Here is a 19633-nt window from a genome sequence, read left to right as displayed (position 1 = left end):
GCTGGCAGCGGGAGTAGCCGTGCCGCATAATTGCCTGAGACTTTTGTCATTCATGCCCGCACTGCGCCGGGGGTGGCCTTCAAAAAAACGCTCCTGTCGGCACATCCATGTGGCGCTTCTGCTCCGCCATCCATGGCTCCGCAAATTTTTTGAAGGCCACCCCCGGCGCAGCGCTCCATCGGAGTTGCCTTCAGATTATGCCTTCCTCGATCACACAGAACTGGCAAACCTTTTCGGCTCAATTGGCCCATACCGGTCAACGCCGCCTCGTTCTGGTGGAGGGTGAACAGGAGTGGGCCCGGGGCTGGGTGCAGGAGCGGCTGGGTGGTTTTGATGTCGCAGGGGGACTGTGGGTTGGCTGTGATGAGGGCGCCGGGGCTGCGGGGGTCCGTGGTGTCTCGGCAGCGCAGTACAAGCGCTGGCTGGGGCGGGAGACCGGGGTGTTGGTCTGGGATGGCTGGCAGGGGAATCCGCCGGATGGGTTTGCGGGGTTGGCGGGTACGTTGAGGGCCGGTGGGTTGTTGTTCTGGTTGATGCCGCCGCTGGCGCAATGGCCGGGGTTTGATGATCCGGATTACTCGCGCACGGGGCTGGACGGGGCGGGGGAGCATCCGTTTTTGGCGCGGTTGGCGGAGGTTGTGGCGTCTGATGGTGCGGTGATCCGGGTTCGGCAGGGGATTGATGAATGGCCGGTGCTGTCGGATGTGCGGGGTGAGGGTGCAGCGTTCAGGCCGGGGGCGACGGCGGAGCAGTCGGAGCTGGTGGCGCGACTGGTGCGTTTCGGGTTGGGGCGGCGTCGGCGGCCGGTGGTGGTGACGGCAGACCGGGGCCGGGGGAAGTCGGCGGCGTTGGGGATGGCGGCGGCGGAGTTGTTGCTGGCGGGGCGGCAGCAGGTGTTGGTGACGTCGCCTTCGGTGGACAATCTGCAGAGTTTTTTCCGGCATGCGGCGGAGGTTCTGGGCGACCGGGTTGAGAGCCGGTCGGAGTCGGAGCTTGTGCTGCCGGGCGGGCAGGCGATTTGTTTTCTGCCGGTGCCGGAGTTGCTGGCGCAGAAGCCGGAGGCCGAGGTGGTGATGGTGGACGAGGCCGCCGGTTTGCCGGCGAGCTGGCTGCGGGAGGTTTTGCTGGGCTGGCCTCGGGTGGCGTTTGCCAGCACGGTGCATGGCTATGAGGGCACCGGGCGTGGCTTTGCGATCCGGTTTCGGCAGGTGCTGGACCGGGAGACGCCGCACTGGCAATCGGTGGAGCTGAACCAGCCGGTGCGCTGGGCGCAGGGTGATCCTCTCGAGCGGGTGTTGTTCCGGATGTTTCTGCTGGGGGCCCGGGGGCCGGACACTAGCAAGCCGGCACCCGGTGCGGTGCATGTCGAACCCTGGAATCCGGCACAGGCCAGCGAGGCGGAATTGGCCGAGGCCTTCGGCTTGTTGGTGGATGCCCATTACCGCACCACGCCGGCGGATTTGCGCCAGTGGCTGGACGATCCTGCTGCCAGCAGCTGGCGGGCGGTTGTGCAGGGCAAAACCGTGGGTGTGCTCTGGGGATGTGTGGAAGGTGGCCTGGATCAGGACCTGGCCGTCCAGGTGGCCATGGGCCAGCGCCGTTTGCGGGGGCATTTGCTGGCGCAGTCCCTGGCCAGCCATGGCGGCTTTGCGGAGGCGGCGCAGCAGCGGTGTTTTCGGGTGGTGCGCATTGCCGTGGCAGAGCCGGCCCGGCAGCTGGGAGTGGGCCGGGCGCTGGTGGCGGCGGCGGAAGAGTTTTGCCGGAGCCAGGGGCTGGATTCGCTGGGTACCAGTTTTGGTGGCGAGGCGGGTTTGCAGTCGTTCTGGCAAGGTTGTGGATTACGCCTGGTGCGTATCGGGCTGACCCGGGAGCATTCTACCGGCGAGTTTCCGGTGCAACTGCTCAAGGGCGTATCCCCGGCGGGCTGCGACCTGGAACAGCGCCTGCGCCGTCGGTTTGCCAGGCACTGGCAGGTGCTGATTCCCCGGCACTGGGCAGATATGCCCCCGGAATTGCTGGCGCAGCTTGCCGCAGACCTGCCTGTCACGGCAGAGCCCGGGCCGGACGACTGGCAGGATTTGCGGAGCTTTGCCGAGGGTTACCGGGGGTTTGAAGTGACTTTGCCGCTGCTGCGTGAAGTCTGCAGCTGGCCTGGCTGGATGGCCTGGCTGGCCGGGCAGGACGATGCCGGGCTCTGGTGCCGTGCCGTGCTTCAGGGCTGGTCCTGGTCGCAAGTGCAGGGGGCCGGGCAGGTATCCGGCAAGCGGGAGGGCGAAATGCGGCTGAGACAAATCGTGGCCCGCTGGTTGGCACAAGTGTCGGAGTTGTGACCGTTTCGATTTAATTATGACCACCCGGCCCGCAAAATAGCTGAAAAAATCAAACAAGAGAGTACGAATGATGAGCAGGGATGCGGGCAGTCGCTTTCATTTTGTGGTTTTGGTGGTGCTGTCGTTGCTGGCTGGTTGCAGCAGCACAGGCGAGGTAGGCGATACCGGGGCAACCGGCGCGGATTTGCTGGCAGCGGTTGCGGCCAATGAAGACCGGGCGGTGCTGGATATGCTGTCGCAGGGCGTGGACCCGGACCCAAGGGCAGGTTCTTCCAAAACCCCGCTGATGCTGGCCGCGGCGGAGGGTAACCGACGTATTGTCCGCTTGTTGCTGGCGGCCGGTGCCGATGTGAACAGCGAAGACAACAGCGGTTACACGCCGGTGATCCATGCGGCGGAAAACGGGCATTTGTCGGTGGTTCGGGCCTTGCTGGCGGCGGGAGCCAACGTCAATGTCAGCCAGGACGGCGAATCCCTGCTGATGAAAGTGGTGGAAGCCGGCGACCTGCTGACCGCCGAGATGCTGCTGGCCGCTGGTGCTGATGTGCACTACCGGCGCACCGATGGCACTACGGCCCTCGACATTGCCCGGGCCCGCAATAACCAGGACCTGGAAATGCTGCTGGTGCAGGCGGGCGCGGCCCGCTGATTTCCCGGCCCGGTGTCAGTCCAGCTGCATCGGGTCGTTCAGGTCGTCCCACACTGGCTCGAAATGCCGTTCGATCACCTCTTCCGGTACCTCCCCGGCGGATTTGAACGACCACACCGGCGCTTTATCTTTATCTACCAGCAATGCCCGGATGCCTTCGGCGAGGTCGGGGCGGCGGGTGCATTCCAGTGCCATGGCCAGTTCCATCCGGAAAATATCCTTCAGTGACATCTGCTGACCCTTGCGCAGCTGGTGCCAGACCAGCCAGGCGGTCACCGGGCAGCCATTCTTCAGGTTTTCCGCACAGTTTTGCCACCAGGGGTCGTCAATGTCGGCGGCGAGTATCTGTTCGATGATGGCGGGCAGCTCGGTGCCTGCGGTCAGCCGGGCGATGGTCTGTTCGTGCCGCTCCAGGTGGCCCGGCGCCAGGCTCCGGTAATCCAGTGCTTCCACCTGGTTCAGCAGGCGGAACAGCCGGTTGTCATCGGCGGCGGCCTCGCCGGTCCAGCGCTCATCCTGCAGGCGGGCCAGCAGGGTTTCGATCTGGCCGGCATCAATCACCAGGTCTGCCAGCCCCACCCGCAGGGTGTCGGCCACGTTCAGGCGAGCCCCGGTCAGCCCCATAAACAGCCCGAGGCGCCCCGGCAGGCGGTTCAGGAACCAGCTGGCGCCGACATCCGGGAACAGGCCGATGCTGATTTCCGGCATGGCCAGGGTGACATCGGGTGTGACCAGCCGGTAGCGGCAGGCGGACAGCAGGCCCAGGCCGCCCCCCATCACAATGCCCCGGGCCAGGCCCACCACCGGCTTCGGGAAACGGTGCAGGCTGTAGTCAAGCCGGTACTCCCGGGTGAAGAAGCGTTCCGGGGCAGATGTGTCACCTTCGCCTTTCAGGGCCTGGTAAAGGTTGCGGATGTTACCGCCGGCACAGAAGGCCCGTTCGCCACTGCCTTGCAACACCACCATGCAGATGCGGTCGTCTGTGGCCCAGCGATCCAGGGTTTCCTGGGCCTGGTTGACCATGTCCTCGGTCAGGGCGTTGAGGGTCTGGGCTGCATTCAGGGTAAGCAGCCCGATGTGGCCCTGGCGGCAGGTGAGCTCCTGAACCTCTACAGACATGTGGTGTGATCTCCGGTGTGCAGGTGATTTTGTTAATTAATGTATTTTTGCGGTTTGTTCGTACTGTCCTATAGTCAGCACGAGAGTAAAACAGCACTATGGTCGCACGAATGTCCTTGACCTATCACATTTGAGGCCTTGGATGGCTGTGCTATAAAGAGAGTCTGACTTACGGTCCGGTTGATAAAAAACTGAATTGTAAACGTAAAAACGATGAGAGGATGAACTCTATGAACCTGAAACACTTCGCAGTTGCTGGTCTGTTCGCACTGGGTGCTGCTGCGCCTGCCGCTTCCATGGCAGCCGATGCCGAAGCCGGTAAGGCCAAGGCTGGCGTTTGTGCCGCGTGCCACGGCCAGAACGGTATCTCCCAGGTGCCCATCTACCCGAACCTGGCAGGCCAGAAAGAGCAGTACCTGGTTGCTGCCCTGAAAGCCTACAAGGCTGGTCAGCGTCAGGGTGGCCAGGCTCCGGTCATGCAGGGCCAGGCAACTGCCCTGAGCGATGAAGACATCGCTAACCTGGCGGCTTACTACGCAAGCCTGCCGGCTGGCGGCAAGTAATTGCCCGGCAGTGGTGCGGCTCAGGCCGCACCACTGACAATACGGTAACTGGGCCGATAAGCGGATGATCCTGGCAGTTTCATCCGGTCCTGGGCAATAAACTGCTCCAGCATGGCCTCAAGGGGTTTGATCAGCGTCGGGTCTCCGGCAATTTCAAACGGTCCCTTTTCTTGAATCTGCCGAATTCCGCTTTCCTTCACATTTCCCGCCACGATACCGCTGAACGCCTTGCGCAGATTCGCTGCAATCAGGTGTGCCGGTTGATCCCTGTGTAATTCCAGCGCCCGCATGTTGCTGTGGTTGGGCTCGAACGGTAACTGGAACACCGGGTCGATCTTCAGCATCCAGTTGAAGTAGTAGGCATCCTGCATGGCGCGGCGGAAGGTCTCCACATCCTTGATGCCCTGCTTCATGGTCTGGGCTACCCGTACCGGGTCATCAATGATGATGTCGTACTTGCTGGCGGCTTCGTCGCCCAGGGCATTGCGGATGAACTTGTCGATCATCTCGAAGTATTCCGCGTTTTCCCGGCGGCCGGTAAACACCACCGGGAACGGCAGGTCGGCGTTGTCCGGATGTAGCAGAATACCCAGAAGATACAGAATCTCTTCGGCAGTACCCACGCCACCGGGGAAAACGATCACCCCGTGGCCGCAGCGCACAAAGGCTTCCAGCCGCTTTTCGATATCCGGCATGATCACCAGTTCGTTGACAATCGGGTTGGGCGCTTCCGCCCCGATGATGCCCGGTTCGGTTATACCAATGTAACGACCGTTCTTGATCCGCTGCTTGGCGTGGGCAATGGTCGCGCCTTTCATGGGGCCTTTCATGGCACCGGGGCCGCAGCCGGTGCAGATGCTCATTCCCCGAAGCCCCAGCTGGTGCCCCACTTCCTTGCTGTACTGGTACTCGTCATGGCTGATGGAATGGCCACCCCAGCACACCACCATGTCGGGCTGGCGGCCGGGCTCCAGGGCCCGGGCATTGCGCAGGATGTGGAACACCAGGTTGGTAATGTCTTCCGGATTATCCTTGCGGAAGCCGGAGACGGTGTCTGGCAGCGAGTGGCTGTAGACAATATCCCGCAACACCGAGAACAGGTGTTCCCGGATCGCCCGCAGCATTTCGCCGTCAACAAAAGCGTGCGCCGGGGCATTGATCAGCTCCAGCTTCAGGCCCCGGGGCTGGGGAACCAGCCGCACATCGAAATCGCCGTGGGCTTCCATCAGTTCCTTGCAGTCGTCGGTTTCCATGCCGGTATTCAGCACCGCCAGGGCGCATTGCCTGAACAATCGGTACAAGCCACCTTCACTCTTGTCCTTGAGCCGGTTTACCTCGTGGGTGGAGAGAATTTCGAGGCTGCCCTCCGGAGAGACCAGGGCATTCATGGTGGGTTCGGTCATCGGTGTTGGAACTCCTGCTGTTTCGGCAATGACGGATTTTGAGCCACTCAGGCGAAAGGGTACACTAAGCGCTTTCCGCCTTTTACGCTACCCGACGTTCCTCCGATCAAAGTCCTTTTTTATGAAATTACTGATTCGTCCCGCCGCTGAAGTGGCCATCAAAAGCAAACCCGTTCGCCAGCAGCAAATGCGCCAGTTGCGGCAGAATATCCGGAAACTCCTGGCTCGCCTGGATGCCGACATCCGGGTGGATGGCAGCTGGGACCGGGTTGATGTGGAGGTGCCCGAAGGCCGGGGCCTGACCGGCGCGGTGATTGATGAACTTACCCGAATTTCAGGCATTTCCACCATCCAGGAAATCGCGGTTTACCCGTTTGTGGACCTGGACGACGTGGGCGCCAAGGCCATACAGGCCTTTGCCGGTCGACTGAAAGGCAAAACCTTTGCAGTACGTGCACGGCGCCATGGCCAGCACGATTTCCGTTCGATTGACCTGGAGCGACTGGTCGGCGGCGCGCTGATGCAAGCCTCCGAGGCCCGTGGGGTCGATCTGAAAAATCCGGAAGTGGAAGTGCGCATCGAAGTGAACGATGACCAGTTCCACATTGCCCATCGCCGTCACGAGGGCTTGGGCGGCTATCCGCTGGGTACCGTGGAAACCGTGATGACATTGATCTCCGGTGGCTACGATTCGTCGGTAGCGGCTTACCTGATGATGCGCCGCGGTATCCGCAGTCATTTCCTGTTCTTCAACCTCGGCGGCACCGCCCATGAAGTGGGTGTGCGCCAGGTGGTGCACTACCTGTGGCAGCGTTATGGCGCCTCCCACAATGTAAAGTTTATCTCGGTGCCTTTCGAGGGCGTGGTGGCAGAAATCATGCGTTCGGTAAACCATCGCCACTGGGGCGTGGTGCTCAAGCGCATGATGCTGAAAGCCGCTGCCGAAATTGCCCGGGATTACACCGCCACCGGCCTGGTGATGGGCGATGCCGTGGCCCAGGTGTCGAGCCAGACCCTGACCAACCTGAACGTGGTCGATCGCGCCAGCGATGAAGTGGTGCTGCGCCCGCTGATTGCCATGGACAAGCAGGAAATCATCCGCATTGCCCGGGACATCGGTACCGAGCCCTTTGCCCGCAACATGCCGGAATACTGTGGCGTGATTTCCAGCAAACCGGTCACCCGCGCCAAGCTGCACCGGGTGGAGGAAGAAGAAACCCATATGGACCCGCAAGTACTGGCCAGCGCCATCGCCAACAGCGAGCACACCAAGGTGAGCGAACTGCTGGACAGCGTGGTGACTCCGGAAGAGGTGGAACTGGTACAGACCCCGGCGGTAGACGATGTGATTATCGACGTGCGCCACCCTTCCGAGGAAGAGCGGGCGCCGCTGACGCTTACCAACAACGAGATCCTGAAGATCCCGTTCTACGAGCTCAACCAGCAGGTGCCGGAGCTGCCGGCAGGCCGCCAGTACCTGTTGTACTGTGACCGGGGCACCATGAGCCGCATGCACGCCGGTCACCTGAAGGCGGAAGGCCTTAACAACGTGAAGGTTTACGCTCCGGGCGCCTAGCCTTCCAGCCCCCTGAAGAACTGCTGGACGTTCTCGCTGAGGGCGTCCAGGTCATATCCCCCCTCCTGTACGATCAGCGTCGGCAGCCCCAGCTGCCGGATGTGGGTGCTGAGCCGGCAGAAGCCCTCGGACGACACCGACACCTTCGCCTGCGGGTCGTTTTTGTAGATATCGAAGCCCAGCGGCAGGATCAGCACATCGGGCTGGTACAGCCGCACAGCCGCCAGTGCTTCCTCCACGCGGGCAAAGAAATCCTCCTCGCTGGAGCCGTGGGGCATGGGCAGGTTGATGTTGTAACCATAACCTTCGCCTTCGCCGCGCTCGTCCTCGAAGCCGCTCACCACCGGGTAGAAGTTGGTGGGGTCGCCATGGATGGATATATACAGCACATCGCTGCGATTGTAGAAGATTTCCTGGATGCCCTGGCCGTGGTGCATGTCGGTGTCCAGGATCACCGTGCGCGGGAACCGGCTTTTCATATGCTCGGCAGCGATGGCGGCATTGTTCAGGTAGCAGAAGCCCCCGGCGGCGTCTTTGCGGGCGTGGTGGCCGGGCGGGCGGCACACGGCATAGGCGTAGCGCTCGCCGGCAATCAGCGCATCGGCCGCCCCGAGTGCGGTCTGGGCCGACCAGTAGGCAGCCTTCCAGGTATTCTCGCCAATCGGGCAACTGCCATCGGCCAGGTAACAGGCCGCTTCCGCCAGGACACCCCGCAGGGCATTGGGAGAACGCACGAAGATGTTGGACATCACCTCGTCGCCCCAGTCTTCCATTTCCATCCAGCGCCGGTGGGCGGATTCCAGGAACCGAAGATAACCCAGGTCATGCACCTTCGAGATCGGCGCCGCGCCCTGGTCGGCGGGCTGTAACACCGGAATGCCCAACGCCTTCAGGCCTTCAATCATCTGGCCGGTACGATCCGGCACCTCCTGGGGCTGGCGCATCTGGCCCCGGGTGAAATACGTCTTCGGGATGTGCAGATCCTGTGACGGATGGAAAAATGCTTTCATGTCCGGCCTCCTTGACTCACTCCCTCGAGTATAGGCAGAGACCGGGATGGGTCAAAAAATCCCCGCTGACTTTACAGGCTGGCCCCCAGCTACCACTATGAAGGCAGAACCCGAACCCCGGATCCCGGCCCGCAACCGGGCGTGATCAGGCACAGAAAAGGAGTCGAGATGATCGAATCACCACTGCTGCAGAATCTTACCGGCTATATTGGCGGGCGCTGGACAGACAGCGCCGGTGGCAGGACCTTTGATGTCTACAACCCGGCCACGGGCGAGGTGATTGCTAAAGTACCTTCGATGCCGGAGCCAGACATACTGGATGCGGTCGAAGCCGGCAAGCAGGCCCTGCGGCTGACCAACCCCTATCCCCTTGAAACCCGCCGCAAATGGCTGGAAGACATCCGCGATGCCCTGAAGGACAACCGCGAGGAAATCGGCCGCATCCTGTGCATGGAACACGGCAAGCCCTGGAAAGAAGGCCAGGGCGAAGTGGACTACGCCGCCGGCTTCTTCGATTACTGCGCCAGGCACATCCAGGCGCTGGATGCCCACACCATTCCGGAAAAGCCGAAAGACTGCACCTGGACGGTTCACTACCGCCCCATCGGCGTCACCGGCCTGATTGTGCCCTGGAACTTCCCCATCGGCATGATCGCCAAGAAACTCTCGGCGGCCCTGGCGGCCGGCTGCCCCTCGGTCATCAAACCGGCCAGTGAAACCCCGCTCACCATGGTTGCCTTCTTCAGCATCATGGACAAACTCGGCCTGCCCGATGGCATGGTCAACCTGGTGATGGGCAAGGCCAGCGTCATCGGCAAAGTGCTGTGTGAACACAAAGACGTACCCATGCTCAGCTTCACCGGCTCCACCGAAGTGGGCCGAAAACTGATCGTCGACACTGCCGAGCAGGTGAAAAAGCTGTCCCTGGAACTGGGTGGCAACGCCCCGTATATCGTCTTCGACGATGCCGACCTGGACGCCGCCGCCGACAACCTGATCGCCAACAAATTCCGTGGTGGCGGCCAGACCTGCGTCTGCGCCAACCGCATCTTCGTCCATGAAAAAGTGGCCGACGCCTTCGGCGAAAAACTCGCCGAGCGGGTGAACAAAATGACCGTCGGCGACGGCATGAACGACGGCGTCGACATCGGGCCGCTGGTCAACAAAGCCGGTTTCGACAAAGTAAAACGCCACCTGGCAGACGCCCTGGCCAAAGGCGGCAAACTGGTCGCCGGCAAGCAGCCGGAAGAACTGGGTGAAGGCCTGTTCTTCCCGCCCACGGTGGTACAGGGCGTTGACCGCAACATGGCCTGCTACCAGGAAGAAACCTTCGGCCCGCTGGTGCCCATGGCCCTGTTCCGCACCGAAGAAGAAGTCATCGAAGCCGGCAACGACACCGAATTCGGCCTGGCCTCCTACGTCTTCACCGCCGATGCCGAGCGCGCCCAGCGCGTAGCCGCCGGCCTGCGTTTCGGCCACGTAGGCTGGAACACCGGCACCGGGCCTACTCCGGAAGCGCCGTTTGGTGGCATGAAAGCGTCCGGTATTGGCCGGGAAGGTGGCTTGGAAGGCTTGTTCGAGTTTGTGGAAGCGCAAACCGTACCGCGTGGCTTCTAAGACATAAGCCCTCATCTTTTGAGGTGTCGCACGGGGGAGGTGCACCTTCGTTGCCAGACAGCGCAGGAACGGGGACTTCTTCCCAGGACTGTCTGTGGCCATGGATGGCCACAGTCAAGCGCACAGGGATGTGCTCGTAGCGTGTCCTGGGAAGAAGTCCCCGTTCCTGTGCGTTAACTCCAAAGATCCTGAGCGTTAACTCCAAAAGAGCGGCGCCAATCCCTGCCCGACAAACCTGCTTTTCTCCTGTTATACTCTCAGGCCTGTTTATTTAACCAGTAAAAGCCAGGTGCTATGGACGTTTCCCACATTATTGACCCCCTGAACGATGCCCAGCGCGAGGCCGTCACCGCCCAGAACGACCACTTGCTGGTACTGGCCGGCGCGGGCAGTGGCAAAACGCGGGTGCTGGTGCACCGGATTGCCTGGCTGATGACGGTGGACCGGGTGCCGCCCACCGGCATCCTTGCGGTGACTTTTACCAACAAAGCCGCCAAGGAAATGCGCTACCGCATCGAAGAAATGATGAACATCCCCTCCCGGGGACTGTGGTTCGGCACCTTCCACGGCATCGCCCACCGCCTGCTGCGCTCGCACTGGAAAGACGCCGGCCTGCCGGAGAACTTCCAGGTACTCGACAGCGACGACCAGCTGCGCATGGTCAAGCGGGTGATGCGCGAGTTCCAGATTGATGAAAGCCAGTGGCCGCCGAAACAGGCCCAGTGGTTTATCAACAGCCAGAAAGACGAAGGCCTGCGGGCGGATCATATCCAGGAAAACCCCGGTGACCACTTCACCAGCACCATGCTGAAAATCTACCGCCAGTACGAGAAACTCTGCCAGCAGGGCGGCCTGGTGGACTTTGGCGAACTGCTGCTGCGCTCCCACGAACTCTGGCTGCACCGGCCGGAGTTGCTGAGCCACTACCAGCAGCGCTTCCAGCACATCCTGGTGGACGAGTTCCAGGACACCAACACCATCCAATACGCCTGGCTGCAGGTGCTGGCCAGCAACCGCGTGCCGCTCACCGTGGTCGGGGATGACGACCAGTCTATCTACGGCTGGCGTGGCGCCAAGATCGAAAACATCCAGCAGTACCAGCGGGACTTCCCCAACGCTCGTCTGGTGCGGCTGGAGCAAAACTACCGCTCCACCCAGATGATCCTGAAAGCAGCCAACGCGGTGATCGCCAACAACCAGGGTCGCCTCGGTAAAGAGCTGTGGACCGACGGCCCCGAAGGCGAACCGATCAGTCTGTACGCGGCTTTTAACGAACAGGACGAAGCCAATTACATCGCCGACTCCATCACCGCCTGGGTCAACGACGGCAACCTGCGCAGCGAATCCGCCATCCTGTACCGCTCCAACGCCCAGTCCCGGGTGCTGGAAGAAGCCCTGATGCGCCAGGGCATTCCCTACCGGGTGTATGGTGGCCTGCGGTTCTACGACCGCCAGGAAATCCGCAACGCCCTGGCTTACCTGCGCCTGGTGCAATACCACCGGGACGACGCCGCCTTCGAACGGGTGGTCAACATCCCGACCCGCGGCATCGGCGCCAAGAGCCTGGCGGAGTTGCGTGAATACGCCACCGAGCAGGGCATTTCCCTGTGGGAATCTGCCGAACGCCTGCTGGCAGCAGGGCAGGTGAAAGGCCGGGCGAAAACCGGGCTGCAGTCGTTTATGGAAATCATCAACGGCCTGTCTGCAATGGTGGGCGAAGCCTCATTGCAGGGGCTGATGAAGCAGGCCATCGAAGCCAGTGGCCTGAAGGACTACCACGCCAGCGAAAAAGGCGAGAAAGGTCAGGCAAGGGTAGAGAACCTGGAAGAGCTGGTAAATGCGCTGTCCGATTTCGAGGTGGAAGACGGCGTCGACCCGCTGGCAGAATTCATCGCCCAGGCGGCACTGGATGCCGGCGAAGCCCAGGCCGATGCCCATGAAGACAGCGTGCAGCTGATGACCCTGCACTCCGCCAAGGGCCTGGAATTCCCGCTGGTGTTCCTGGCGGGCGTGGAAGAAGGTTTGTTCCCCCACAGCATGTCGCTGGAAGAGCCGGGGCGTATGGAAGAAGAACGCCGTCTGGCCTATGTGGGCATTACCCGTGCCATGAAAAAGCTGGTGCTCACTTACGCCGAATCCCGCCGCTTGTACGGGCAGGAAAAATTCCACGCGCTGTCCCGCTTCGTTCGGGAGATTCCGGGCGACTGCCTGCAGGAAGTGCGGTTACGCAATACGGTGACCCGGCCGGCGATGGTGTCCCGCCCCAATGAAAGCATGTTCAGCCAGGATTCGGCGCAGCAATCGGGTTTCAGTCTGGGGCAGCGGGTGCGTCATCCGAAGTTCGGCGAGGGTATCGTAATGAACTCCGAGGGCACCGGGCACCACACCCGCGTGCAGGTAAACTTCGACGATGGCGCCAAGTGGCTGGTGCTGGCCTATGCGCCTTTGGAGGCCTGCTAGGTTTCGGCGTTAGCCTCTGTTGAGTTCGCATGCTGGTTGCGGGGAGTTCCGGTTTGGGGGAGCCTTTCCAAAAACCGCTCCTTCGGCACATCCTTGTGGCGCTTCTGCTCCGCCATCCATGGCTCCGCAAATTTTTGGAAAGGCTCCCCCAAACCGAAACGCTGTACTCCGTGCCATCCTCATAAAGGCAGAGATATGGAAGCGTGACGTCTTAACTCCAATAGATAACAGGCGAGTCTTTGAGAGCCAGTCTTGAACCATCAGGCGGAATGAGAAGTTATTTCTGGCAGGCAATTCGGTAGTTACGAGCTGGCATCAGGAAGGGCTTTCCAAAAATTTGTGGAGCCATGGATGGCGGAACACAAGCGCCCATGGACGGCTTGAGCGCTTTTTGGAAAGCCCTTCCTGATGCCTGCCAACCCCCAAGGTCGAGGCCTGCACCCAAAGAACGAAACTCCCGAATAAGCGTCTTACATCAGAACCGCGTAAATCACACCAGCCAGAACAATCCGGTAGAGAACATACGGCCACATGCCCACTTTGTTGAGCCACTTCAGGAAGAAGTGGATGGCGGTGATGGCCATCAGGAACGACGTTACGCCGCCGATCAGGAAGCCACTCCAGTCTACGATCACATCGGATGATGCCACTTCCAGCAGCTTCACCGCAGATGCCAGCACGATAATCGGAATCGCCAGCAGGAACGAAAACCGCGAGGCGGTTTCCCGCGTCATGCCCAGGAACAGGCCGGCGGTGATGGTGACGCCGGAGCGTGAGGTGCCGGGGACCAGGGCCATGGCCTGGGCGATGCCGACGACGACGGCGTCTTTCCAGTTCAGGGTATCCATGGTGCGCTGGCGTTTCGGCAGCCAGTCGGCAATGCCAAGCAGAATGCCGAACACCAGGGTGGTGAAGAAGATCACCGAGGCGCCGCGCAGTTCGTTGTCGATCATGTCGAGCAGGGCCAGGCCAGCGAGGCCTGCGGGAATGGTGCCGATGACCAGGTACCAGGCCAGGGCGCCCTGGCCGACGATTTTGCGCTGGTGGATGGAGATCAGGCCGTCCCGGGCAACGCCGAAGACATCCCGACGGAAGTAAAGCACCACGGCCAGCAGCGTGCCCACATGCACCGACAGGTCAAAGCCTACGCCCTGGTCTTCCCAGCCAAAGAAGGCAGGTGTCAGTATCAGGTGGGCGGAGCTGGATATGGGCAGGAATTCGGTCAGTCCCTGGAGGAGGCCAAGGAAAAGGGCCTGGTAAACATCCATTCTTTTAATTCCGGTCGGTGGTGCTGATTAACGGGTTTGGCGCGCTCAGAAAACGAGCGGGATATTAGCAGGGTGACTGCCGGCTGAACAGGCGCGGCAGGTTACGCACCCAGCAGCACGCCGCCGGCGGCCATCACGATCACCACGCCCCAGGCCGGGAGTTTCCATACGCTTAGCAGCATAAACCCGGTCAGGCCAAGGGCGAATTCGCCGGGGCCGACGATGGCGCTGGTGAATACCGGCTGGTACAGCGCGGCACCGAGAATGCCCACCACAGCCGCGTTGGCGCCGCGCATCAGGGCCTGGGCGCGGTGCCAGCGGCGGAAGTTGTTCCAGTGCGGCAGTACCGCCATCAGGATCAGCATGCCGGGCAGGAAAATGGCCAGCAGGGCCAGCGCGGCCCAGATAATTGGTGCAGAGGGCCCCATCACGGCACCCAGGTAGGCAGCAAAGGTAAACAGCGGGCCGGGGATGGCCTGGGCGGCGCCGTAGCCGGCGAGGAATTCATCGGCACTTACCCGGCCGGTTTGCACCACTTCCGCTTCCAGCAGTGGCAGCATCACGTGGCCGCCGCCGAAGACCAGGGCCCCGGCGCGGTAGAAGCCATCAAGCATATCCAGCAGGGCCGAGGGCGCGAGCCACGCCAGCAGGGGCAGGCCGACCAGCAGGAACACGTATAGAAAAGCCGTCAGCCGGCCGGTGCCCGCTGACACCGAGATGCCGGAATGTCCGGCGGCGCCGTCGTCGGCAGCGCGGCACAGCACCAGGCCCGCAAGGGCTCCGACCACAATCGCGGAAACCTGCCCGGCAGTACCGCCCACAAACACCACCAGCATAACCGCTGCCAGGGCGATGCCGGCCCGCTGTTGATCCGGGCACAGTGAGCGCGCCATGCCCAGCACGGCGTGGGCTACTACGGCTACCGCCGCCACTTTCAAGCCATGGATAATGCCCTGGCTGACCGCACCATCCAGCAGGCTGGCGCTCAGGGCAAAGGCCACCAGGATGATGGCCGAGGGCAGGGTAAAGGCGGTCCAGGCGGCGGCAGCGCCCCAGCCGCCACCGCGCTGCAGGCCAAGGGCAAACCCCACCTGGCTGCTGGCGGGCCCGGGCAGGAACTGGCACAGGGCGACCAGATCTGCATAGTCCTGCTCTGACAGCCAGCGGCGCCGGGCCACAAACTCATTACGGAAATAACCCAGATGGGCCGCCGGGCCGCCAAAGGAGGTCAGGCCCAGGGCCAGGAAGGCCAGGAAAATTTCCCGAATTCGTGCAACTGACACCGCGCCAGGGGCCATATTCACTCCCAAAGACAATCTCTGATCAGGCCGGGAACTTGTCCCGGGTGTTATTGGCTATGCGCACCAGCATCAGCATCAACGGCACTTCCACCAGTACGCCCACCACCGTGGCCAGCGCCGCCCCGGATTGCAGGCCGAACAGGGCGATGGCGGCAGCCACGGCCAGTTCAAAGAAGTTGCTGGCACCGATCATGGCACCGGGTGCGGCGATGCAATGGCGTACCTTCCATAATTTTGCCCAGCCGTAGGCGATAAAGAAGATCAGTACGGTCTGGATAATCAGCGGCACGGCAATCAGGGCAATGTGCAGCGGGTTTTCCAGAATGACTTCGCCCTGAAAGGCAAACAGCAGAACCAGGGTGACAATCAGCGCCGCCGGGGTCACCGGGCCGAGGCGTTTCATAAAGACCTCGTCGTACCACTGCTGGCCGTTGCGGGCGATCAGGATGCGGCGGGTCAGGTAGCCGGCGGTGAGCGGAATCACGATGTACAGCACCACCGACAGAATCACCGTATCCCAGGGTACCTGGATGTCGGAAATACCCAGCAGGAACACCACAATCGGGGCGAAGGCGAACAGCATGATGATGTCGTTCAGGGACACCTGCACCAGGGTGTAGGCGGCATCGCCGCGGGTCAGGTAACTCCAGACAAACACCATGGCGGTGCAGGGGGCGGCGCCCAGCAGAATGGCGCCGGCCAGGTATTCGCTGGCCAGTTGCGGGGCGATCCAGGGCTCAAACACCACCATCAGGAAGAACCAGGCAATGGCAAACATGGTAAAGGGCTTGATCAGCCAGTTCACAATGGTGGTGATGGCGAGCCCTTTTGGCTCCTTGCGCACCCCGACAATAGCGCTGAAATCAATCTGCGCCATCATCGGGAAAATCATTGCCCAGATCAGGATGGCGATGGGGATGGACACCTGGGCGTATTCGAAGCGGGACAGGGTCTCGGGAATCGAGGGGGCGAGCTGCCCGAGGGCTACACCGGCCACAATGGCCAGCGCCACCCACACGGACAGGTAACGCCCGAACAGGTCCATTCCGCCGTCAGTGGCTTCAACCGTGTTTACATCGCTGTTACGGCTCATTGCACATCCTTAAATGGAACGTTGGTTCACACGCTTCGACAGTTCTTCGGCGCTTTCCTTGCGTTCGGAATAGCGGTCGGTCAGGTAATCGCTGCGGTCCCGCACCAGCAGGGTGAACTTTACCAGCTCCTCCATGACATCCACGATACGGTCGTAGTAGGCCGAAGGCTTCATCCGGTCGTTGTCGTCAAATTCCATGAACGCCTTGGGTACGGACGACTGGTTCGGGATGGTCACCATGCGCATCCAGCGGCCCAGCACCCGCAACTGGTTGACTGCGTTGAATGACTGGGAGCCGCCGCACACCTGCATCACCGCCAGGGTTTTGCCCTGAGTCGGCCGAACGGCGCCCATGGACAGGGGAATCCAGTCGATCTGGGTTTTCATGATGCCGGTCATGGCGCCGTGGCGTTCCGGTGAGCACCACACCATGCCCTCGCTCCACTGCACCAGCTCCCGCAGCTCCTGAACCTTCGGGTGGGAGGCATCTTCGGCATCGGCCAGGGGCAGGCCGCGGGGGTTAAAGAGGCGGGTTTCCGCGCCCATGGCTTCCAGCAGGCGGGCGGCTTCTTCCACCGCCAGGCGGCTGAACGAGCGCTCGCGCAGGGAGCCGTACAGCAGCAGAATTCTGGGTTTGTGGTCAGAAGGCGCCGCCGCGAACAGATCGTCGTTGGTCGGGGCCCGGAACAGCCCGGTGTCGATGTTGGGTAAATCAGAAGAGGTCATGCTCAGCCCAGCAGTTTCTTGATGTCGTCGGCGCTGGCCACCTTGCCTTCCACGGCAATCTCGCCGTCTACGGCCAGGGCGGGTGTGCGCATGATGCCGGCATCAATGATGTCGTTCACATCCGTCACCTTTTCCACTTCGTAGTCCAGCCCGAGTGCCCTGGCGGCCTCCTCGGCATTCGCTGTCAATTGCTTGCACTTGGCACAGCCACTGCCATAGATGGTGAATTTCATGGTCATCTCCTTCGGGTTTGTGCGGGTGGGGTTATACCCACCAGTTTCCGTAAATAAAGCCGGTAATGGTGGCCATCAGCACCACCAGGGCGCAGTACACCAGGGTTTTCTGCGTGCCCAGAATGGTGCGGATCACCAGCATGTTGGGCAACGACAGGGCCGGGCCAGCCAGTAACAGCGCCAGTGCCGGGCCCTTGCCCATGCCGGAGCCCATCAGGGCTTCGACGATGGGCACTTCGGTGAGGGTCGAAAAGTACATCAGGGCGCCCAGCACCGACGCCAGAATGGTGGAAAGCAGGGAGTTGTCGCCCACCGCGGCGGCTACCCATTCCGAGGGGATCATGCCTTCATGGCCGGGGCGACCCAGGGCGAAGCCGGCCACAAACACCCCGGCCAGCAGCAGTGGCAGGATTTGCTTGGCGAAGTCCCAGCTCTGCACCGGCCATTCCCGGTCCTGGTCCCGCAGGGTGGCAATCAGCATCAGGCCGCCGATACCGATCACAAACGGCAGCTCCGGCATGCCGGGTGCCAGGGTGGCAAAGGCCGCAACCACGGCGGCCAGAATCAGCAACTGGCCCGGTGGCCAGTGCCAGCGTCGTACCAGCAACACACCCAGGACAGCGGCCAGGGCTGCAGTGATGGGCCATTTCAGGTCATAGACCGCCATCCAGGCCTGGTTGTCGGCCGCCGCCCAGTTGGCGAATACCAGGATGCCTACCATCAGGGCAAAGAACAGGGCAATGACACCGACCGGTTTGTCAGCCTCGTCGCCGCCGAAGCCCCGGGCATTGCTCACCGAGCGCTCGGCCTCTTCCTTGCGGTAGATCAGGTGCATGATGGCGCCGATAACCACGGCAAAGACAATGGCGCCAATGGCCCGGGCCAGCCCGATTTCAGCCCCCAACACCTTGGCGGTGACCACAATGGCCATGATGTTTATGGCCGGGCCGGAATAGAGAAAGGCCACCGCCGCCCCCAGTCCGGCGCCACGACGATAAATGCCGCCGAACAGCGGCAGTACGGTGCAGGAGCACACAGCCAGCAAAGTGCCGGATACCGAGGCGACGCTGAAGGCTACCGGCTTCGAGGCAGACGGCCCCAGATAGCGCATTACCGAGCCCTGGCTGATGTACACCGCCATGGCCCCGGCAATCAGGAACGCCGGCAGCAGGCACAGGATCACGTGTTCCCGGGCATACCAGTTGGTCAGGCGGAAGGCTTCCAGCACCGCGTTATCAAAGCGTTCGGTTCCGGCGGGCATGAAGAAAATGGCCAGAAAGGCCAGGATCATGAAAAACAGCAGGTTGCCTTCCCGCTGATTGCTCCTGTAAATCTCCAGTAGTCTTTCTGCCATGGTCGTTTCGATGTCCTTTATCGCGGTTGGCTCGCTGCTGCTGGCTGCGATTGCTGTCTTTACTCTGTCACAGTTGCCGGCTATTATCGCAAAAGTTAAATGTATGGCAACCCGAATATACGGAAATTCGTATGAAAAGAAGAGTCCTGTTTGTCTGCACCGCCAACAGCGCCCGCTCCCTGATGGCAGAAGCCTTGCTCCGGCACATGGCTGGAGACCGGTTCGAGGTGGCCAGTGCCGGCACCGAGCCCGGTGAGCCGCACCCGTTAGCGCTACAGGTGCTGCAGGAAGCCGGTATTCCGGTGGACGGGCTTTACAGCAAGTCGCTGTCTGAGTTGCAGGGCCAGTACTGGGATTATGTGATCACCCTGTGTGAAAAGGCTGCCCGGGAGTGCGCCAGGGTATCGTCTGGCGCCCAGCAGATTGCCTGGGACTTTCCGGACCCGGCCGAGGCCAACCGGCACGCCACCTTTGCCTTGACGCTGAAAGAGATCAGGGAGCGTATCGGCCTGTTCACCCTGGTGCATCAGAAAGAGACTAGCCTGAAACCGGCGGACTACAACCCGGTGGCTGTGTTCAAGGCCATGGCCGACGACCTGCGCCTGGCGGCCCTGCTGCTGATCAAGGATCAGGGCAAGCTGTGCGTGTGCGAGCTGACTGAGGCGTTTGAAGTCTCCCAGCCAAAAGTCAGCCGGCACCTGGCCTCACTTCGGGATGCCGGCCTGCTGGAAACAGAGCGCCGGGGCCAATGGGTCTATTATTACCTTCATCCGCATCTGCCAGACTGGGTAGTGCGGGTTCTGGAGGAAACCGCCCGGAACAATGCGGCACTGATCGGGCAGCCCCTGGCGAGGTTGCAGGCCATGGCAGACCGCCCGGCAGTGCAGTGCCCCTGATCACGAATTTACAAGGATTGCGAAACTCGCAAGGA

Annotated in this window: 16 protein-coding genes; 7 read left to right on the top strand and 9 right to left on the bottom strand. The window is 61.8% G+C overall.

Annotated elements, in window-relative coordinates:
• The first annotated feature begins 197 nt into the window (after positions 1–197).
• Together Q668_RS05140 and Q668_RS05135 are read left to right on the top strand one after the other, a co-directional pair.
• A complete protein-coding gene (locus tag Q668_RS05140) occupies positions 198–2330 on the top strand; it encodes a tRNA(Met) cytidine acetyltransferase TmcA (RefSeq protein ID WP_022988542.1) in 2133 nt (710 codons plus the stop codon).
• 67 nt (positions 2331–2397) lie between these two features.
• The gene (locus Q668_RS05135; protein ID WP_022988541.1) at positions 2398–2979 is read left to right on the top strand and encodes an ankyrin repeat domain-containing protein; all 582 of its coding nucleotides are present in this window, start codon (positions 2398–2400) and stop codon (positions 2977–2979) included.
• A gap of 15 nt (positions 2980–2994) precedes the next feature.
• Here Q668_RS05135 and Q668_RS05130 read toward each other — a convergent pair whose 3' ends face one another.
• The gene (locus Q668_RS05130; RefSeq protein WP_022988540.1) at positions 2995–4098 is read right to left on the bottom strand and encodes an enoyl-CoA hydratase/isomerase family protein; all 1104 of its coding nucleotides are present in this window, start codon (positions 4096–4098) and stop codon (positions 2995–2997) included.
• A gap of 230 nt (positions 4099–4328) precedes the next feature.
• Here Q668_RS05130 and Q668_RS05125 point away from each other — a divergent pair, with 230 nt between their 5' ends.
• Positions 4329–4661, top strand: coding sequence for a c-type cytochrome (locus Q668_RS05125; protein ID WP_022988539.1), 333 nt, complete (start codon positions 4329–4331; stop codon positions 4659–4661).
• A gap of 20 nt (positions 4662–4681) precedes the next feature.
• Here the strand turns inward: Q668_RS05125 and ppnN are convergent, their stop codons facing one another.
• Positions 4682–6064: a nucleotide 5'-monophosphate nucleosidase PpnN gene (gene ppnN, locus Q668_RS05120; protein ID WP_022988538.1), complete on the bottom strand. Its 1383-nt coding sequence runs from the start codon at positions 6062–6064 to the stop codon at positions 4682–4684.
• Between the two features lie 121 nt (positions 6065–6185).
• Between ppnN and thiI the strand changes: the two genes are divergently transcribed.
• Entirely contained in the window at positions 6186–7640 is a 1455-nt protein-coding gene (gene thiI, locus Q668_RS05115; protein ID WP_022988537.1) for a tRNA uracil 4-sulfurtransferase ThiI, read from the top strand.
• Here the strand turns inward: thiI and Q668_RS05110 are convergent.
• On the bottom strand, positions 7637–8650 hold the full coding sequence (locus Q668_RS05110; RefSeq protein WP_022988536.1) for a histone deacetylase family protein: 1014 nt from the start codon (positions 8648–8650) through the stop codon (positions 7637–7639). The two genes, thiI and Q668_RS05110, sit on opposite strands and share 4 nt — an antisense overlap.
• Positions 8651–8818: 168 nt before the next feature.
• Between Q668_RS05110 and Q668_RS05105 the strand changes: the two genes are divergently transcribed.
• A complete protein-coding gene (locus Q668_RS05105) occupies positions 8819–10267 on the top strand; it encodes an NAD-dependent succinate-semialdehyde dehydrogenase (protein WP_022988535.1) in 1449 nt (482 codons plus the stop codon).
• Positions 10268–10561: 294 nt separating this feature from the next.
• A complete protein-coding gene (gene uvrD, locus Q668_RS05100) occupies positions 10562–12727 on the top strand; it encodes a DNA helicase II (protein ID WP_022988534.1) in 2166 nt (721 codons plus the stop codon).
• Positions 12728–13197: 470 nt separating this feature from the next.
• Here the strand turns inward: uvrD and Q668_RS05095 are convergent, their stop codons facing one another.
• The 6 genes from Q668_RS05095 to Q668_RS05070 form a co-directional block, all read right to left on the bottom strand.
• Positions 13198–13995 carry an undecaprenyl-diphosphate phosphatase gene (locus Q668_RS05095; protein WP_022988532.1) on the bottom strand — a complete coding sequence of 266 codons (798 nt, stop codon included), beginning with the start codon at positions 13993–13995 and terminating at the stop codon, positions 13198–13200.
• Between the two features lie 101 nt (positions 13996–14096).
• A complete protein-coding gene (chrA, locus tag Q668_RS05090; protein WP_022988531.1) occupies positions 14097–15293 on the bottom strand; it encodes a chromate efflux transporter in 1197 nt (398 codons plus the stop codon).
• Between the two features lie 25 nt (positions 15294–15318).
• Positions 15319–16389 carry an ACR3 family arsenite efflux transporter gene (gene arsB, locus Q668_RS05085; protein ID WP_022988530.1) on the bottom strand — a complete coding sequence of 357 codons (1071 nt, stop codon included), beginning with the start codon at positions 16387–16389 and terminating at the stop codon, positions 15319–15321.
• 9 nt (positions 16390–16398) lie between these two features.
• Entirely contained in the window at positions 16399–17115 is a 717-nt protein-coding gene (gene arsH / locus Q668_RS05080) for an arsenical resistance protein ArsH (protein ID WP_022988529.1), read from the bottom strand.
• Positions 17116–17117: 2 nt separating this feature from the next.
• On the bottom strand, positions 17118–17348 hold the full coding sequence (locus tag Q668_RS05075; protein ID WP_022988528.1) for a thioredoxin family protein: 231 nt from the start codon (positions 17346–17348) through the stop codon (positions 17118–17120).
• Positions 17349–17379: 31 nt separating this feature from the next.
• A complete protein-coding gene (locus Q668_RS05070) occupies positions 17380–18702 on the bottom strand; it encodes a permease (RefSeq protein ID WP_022988527.1) in 1323 nt (440 codons plus the stop codon).
• A 131-nt stretch (positions 18703–18833) separates the two neighbouring features.
• Between Q668_RS05070 and Q668_RS05065 the strand changes: the two genes are divergently transcribed.
• The gene (locus tag Q668_RS05065) at positions 18834–19598 is read left to right on the top strand and encodes a metalloregulator ArsR/SmtB family transcription factor (RefSeq protein WP_022988526.1); all 765 of its coding nucleotides are present in this window, start codon (positions 18834–18836) and stop codon (positions 19596–19598) included.
• Positions 19599–19633 lie beyond the last annotated feature (35 nt).

This window comes from Marinobacter sp. ES-1, assembly GCF_000475255.1.
GTDB lineage: Bacteria > Pseudomonadota > Gammaproteobacteria > Pseudomonadales > Oleiphilaceae > Marinobacter > Marinobacter vinifirmus.
The sequence above is the reverse complement of the archived record's forward strand: the minus strand, read 5'-3'. Positions and strand labels throughout refer to the sequence as shown.

What these genes read in the sequence shown, in the direction of transcription:
- Q668_RS05095 (WP_022988532.1), bottom strand. Translation starts at nt 13,995, where the DNA reads ATGGATGTTTACCAGGCCCTTTTCCTTGGCCTCCTCCAGGGACTGACC.
- Q668_RS05065 (WP_022988526.1), top strand. Translation starts at nt 18,834, where the DNA reads ATGAAAAGAAGAGTCCTGTTTGTCTGCACCGCCAACAGCGCCCGCTCC.
- Q668_RS05135 (WP_022988541.1), top strand. Translation starts at nt 2,398, where the DNA reads ATGATGAGCAGGGATGCGGGCAGTCGCTTTCATTTTGTGGTTTTGGTG.
- uvrD (WP_022988534.1), top strand. Translation starts at nt 10,562, where the DNA reads ATGGACGTTTCCCACATTATTGACCCCCTGAACGATGCCCAGCGCGAG.
- arsH (WP_022988529.1), bottom strand. Translation starts at nt 17,115, where the DNA reads ATGACCTCTTCTGATTTACCCAACATCGACACCGGGCTGTTCCGGGCC.
- ppnN (WP_022988538.1), bottom strand. Translation starts at nt 6,064, where the DNA reads ATGACCGAACCCACCATGAATGCCCTGGTCTCTCCGGAGGGCAGCCTC.
- Q668_RS05070 (WP_022988527.1), bottom strand. Translation starts at nt 18,702, where the DNA reads ATGGCAGAAAGACTACTGGAGATTTACAGGAGCAATCAGCGGGAAGGC.
- thiI (WP_022988537.1), top strand. Translation starts at nt 6,186, where the DNA reads ATGAAATTACTGATTCGTCCCGCCGCTGAAGTGGCCATCAAAAGCAAA.
- Q668_RS05105 (WP_022988535.1), top strand. Translation starts at nt 8,819, where the DNA reads ATGATCGAATCACCACTGCTGCAGAATCTTACCGGCTATATTGGCGGG.
- Q668_RS05110 (WP_022988536.1), bottom strand. Translation starts at nt 8,650, where the DNA reads ATGAAAGCATTTTTCCATCCGTCACAGGATCTGCACATCCCGAAGACG.
- chrA (WP_022988531.1), bottom strand. Translation starts at nt 15,293, where the DNA reads ATGGCCCCTGGCGCGGTGTCAGTTGCACGAATTCGGGAAATTTTCCTG.
- Q668_RS05140 (WP_022988542.1), top strand. Translation starts at nt 198, where the DNA reads ATGCCTTCCTCGATCACACAGAACTGGCAAACCTTTTCGGCTCAATTG.
- arsB (WP_022988530.1), bottom strand. Translation starts at nt 16,389, where the DNA reads ATGAGCCGTAACAGCGATGTAAACACGGTTGAAGCCACTGACGGCGGA.
- Q668_RS05075 (WP_022988528.1), bottom strand. Translation starts at nt 17,348, where the DNA reads ATGAAATTCACCATCTATGGCAGTGGCTGTGCCAAGTGCAAGCAATTG.
- Q668_RS05125 (WP_022988539.1), top strand. Translation starts at nt 4,329, where the DNA reads ATGAACCTGAAACACTTCGCAGTTGCTGGTCTGTTCGCACTGGGTGCT.
- Q668_RS05130 (WP_022988540.1), bottom strand. Translation starts at nt 4,098, where the DNA reads ATGTCTGTAGAGGTTCAGGAGCTCACCTGCCGCCAGGGCCACATCGGG.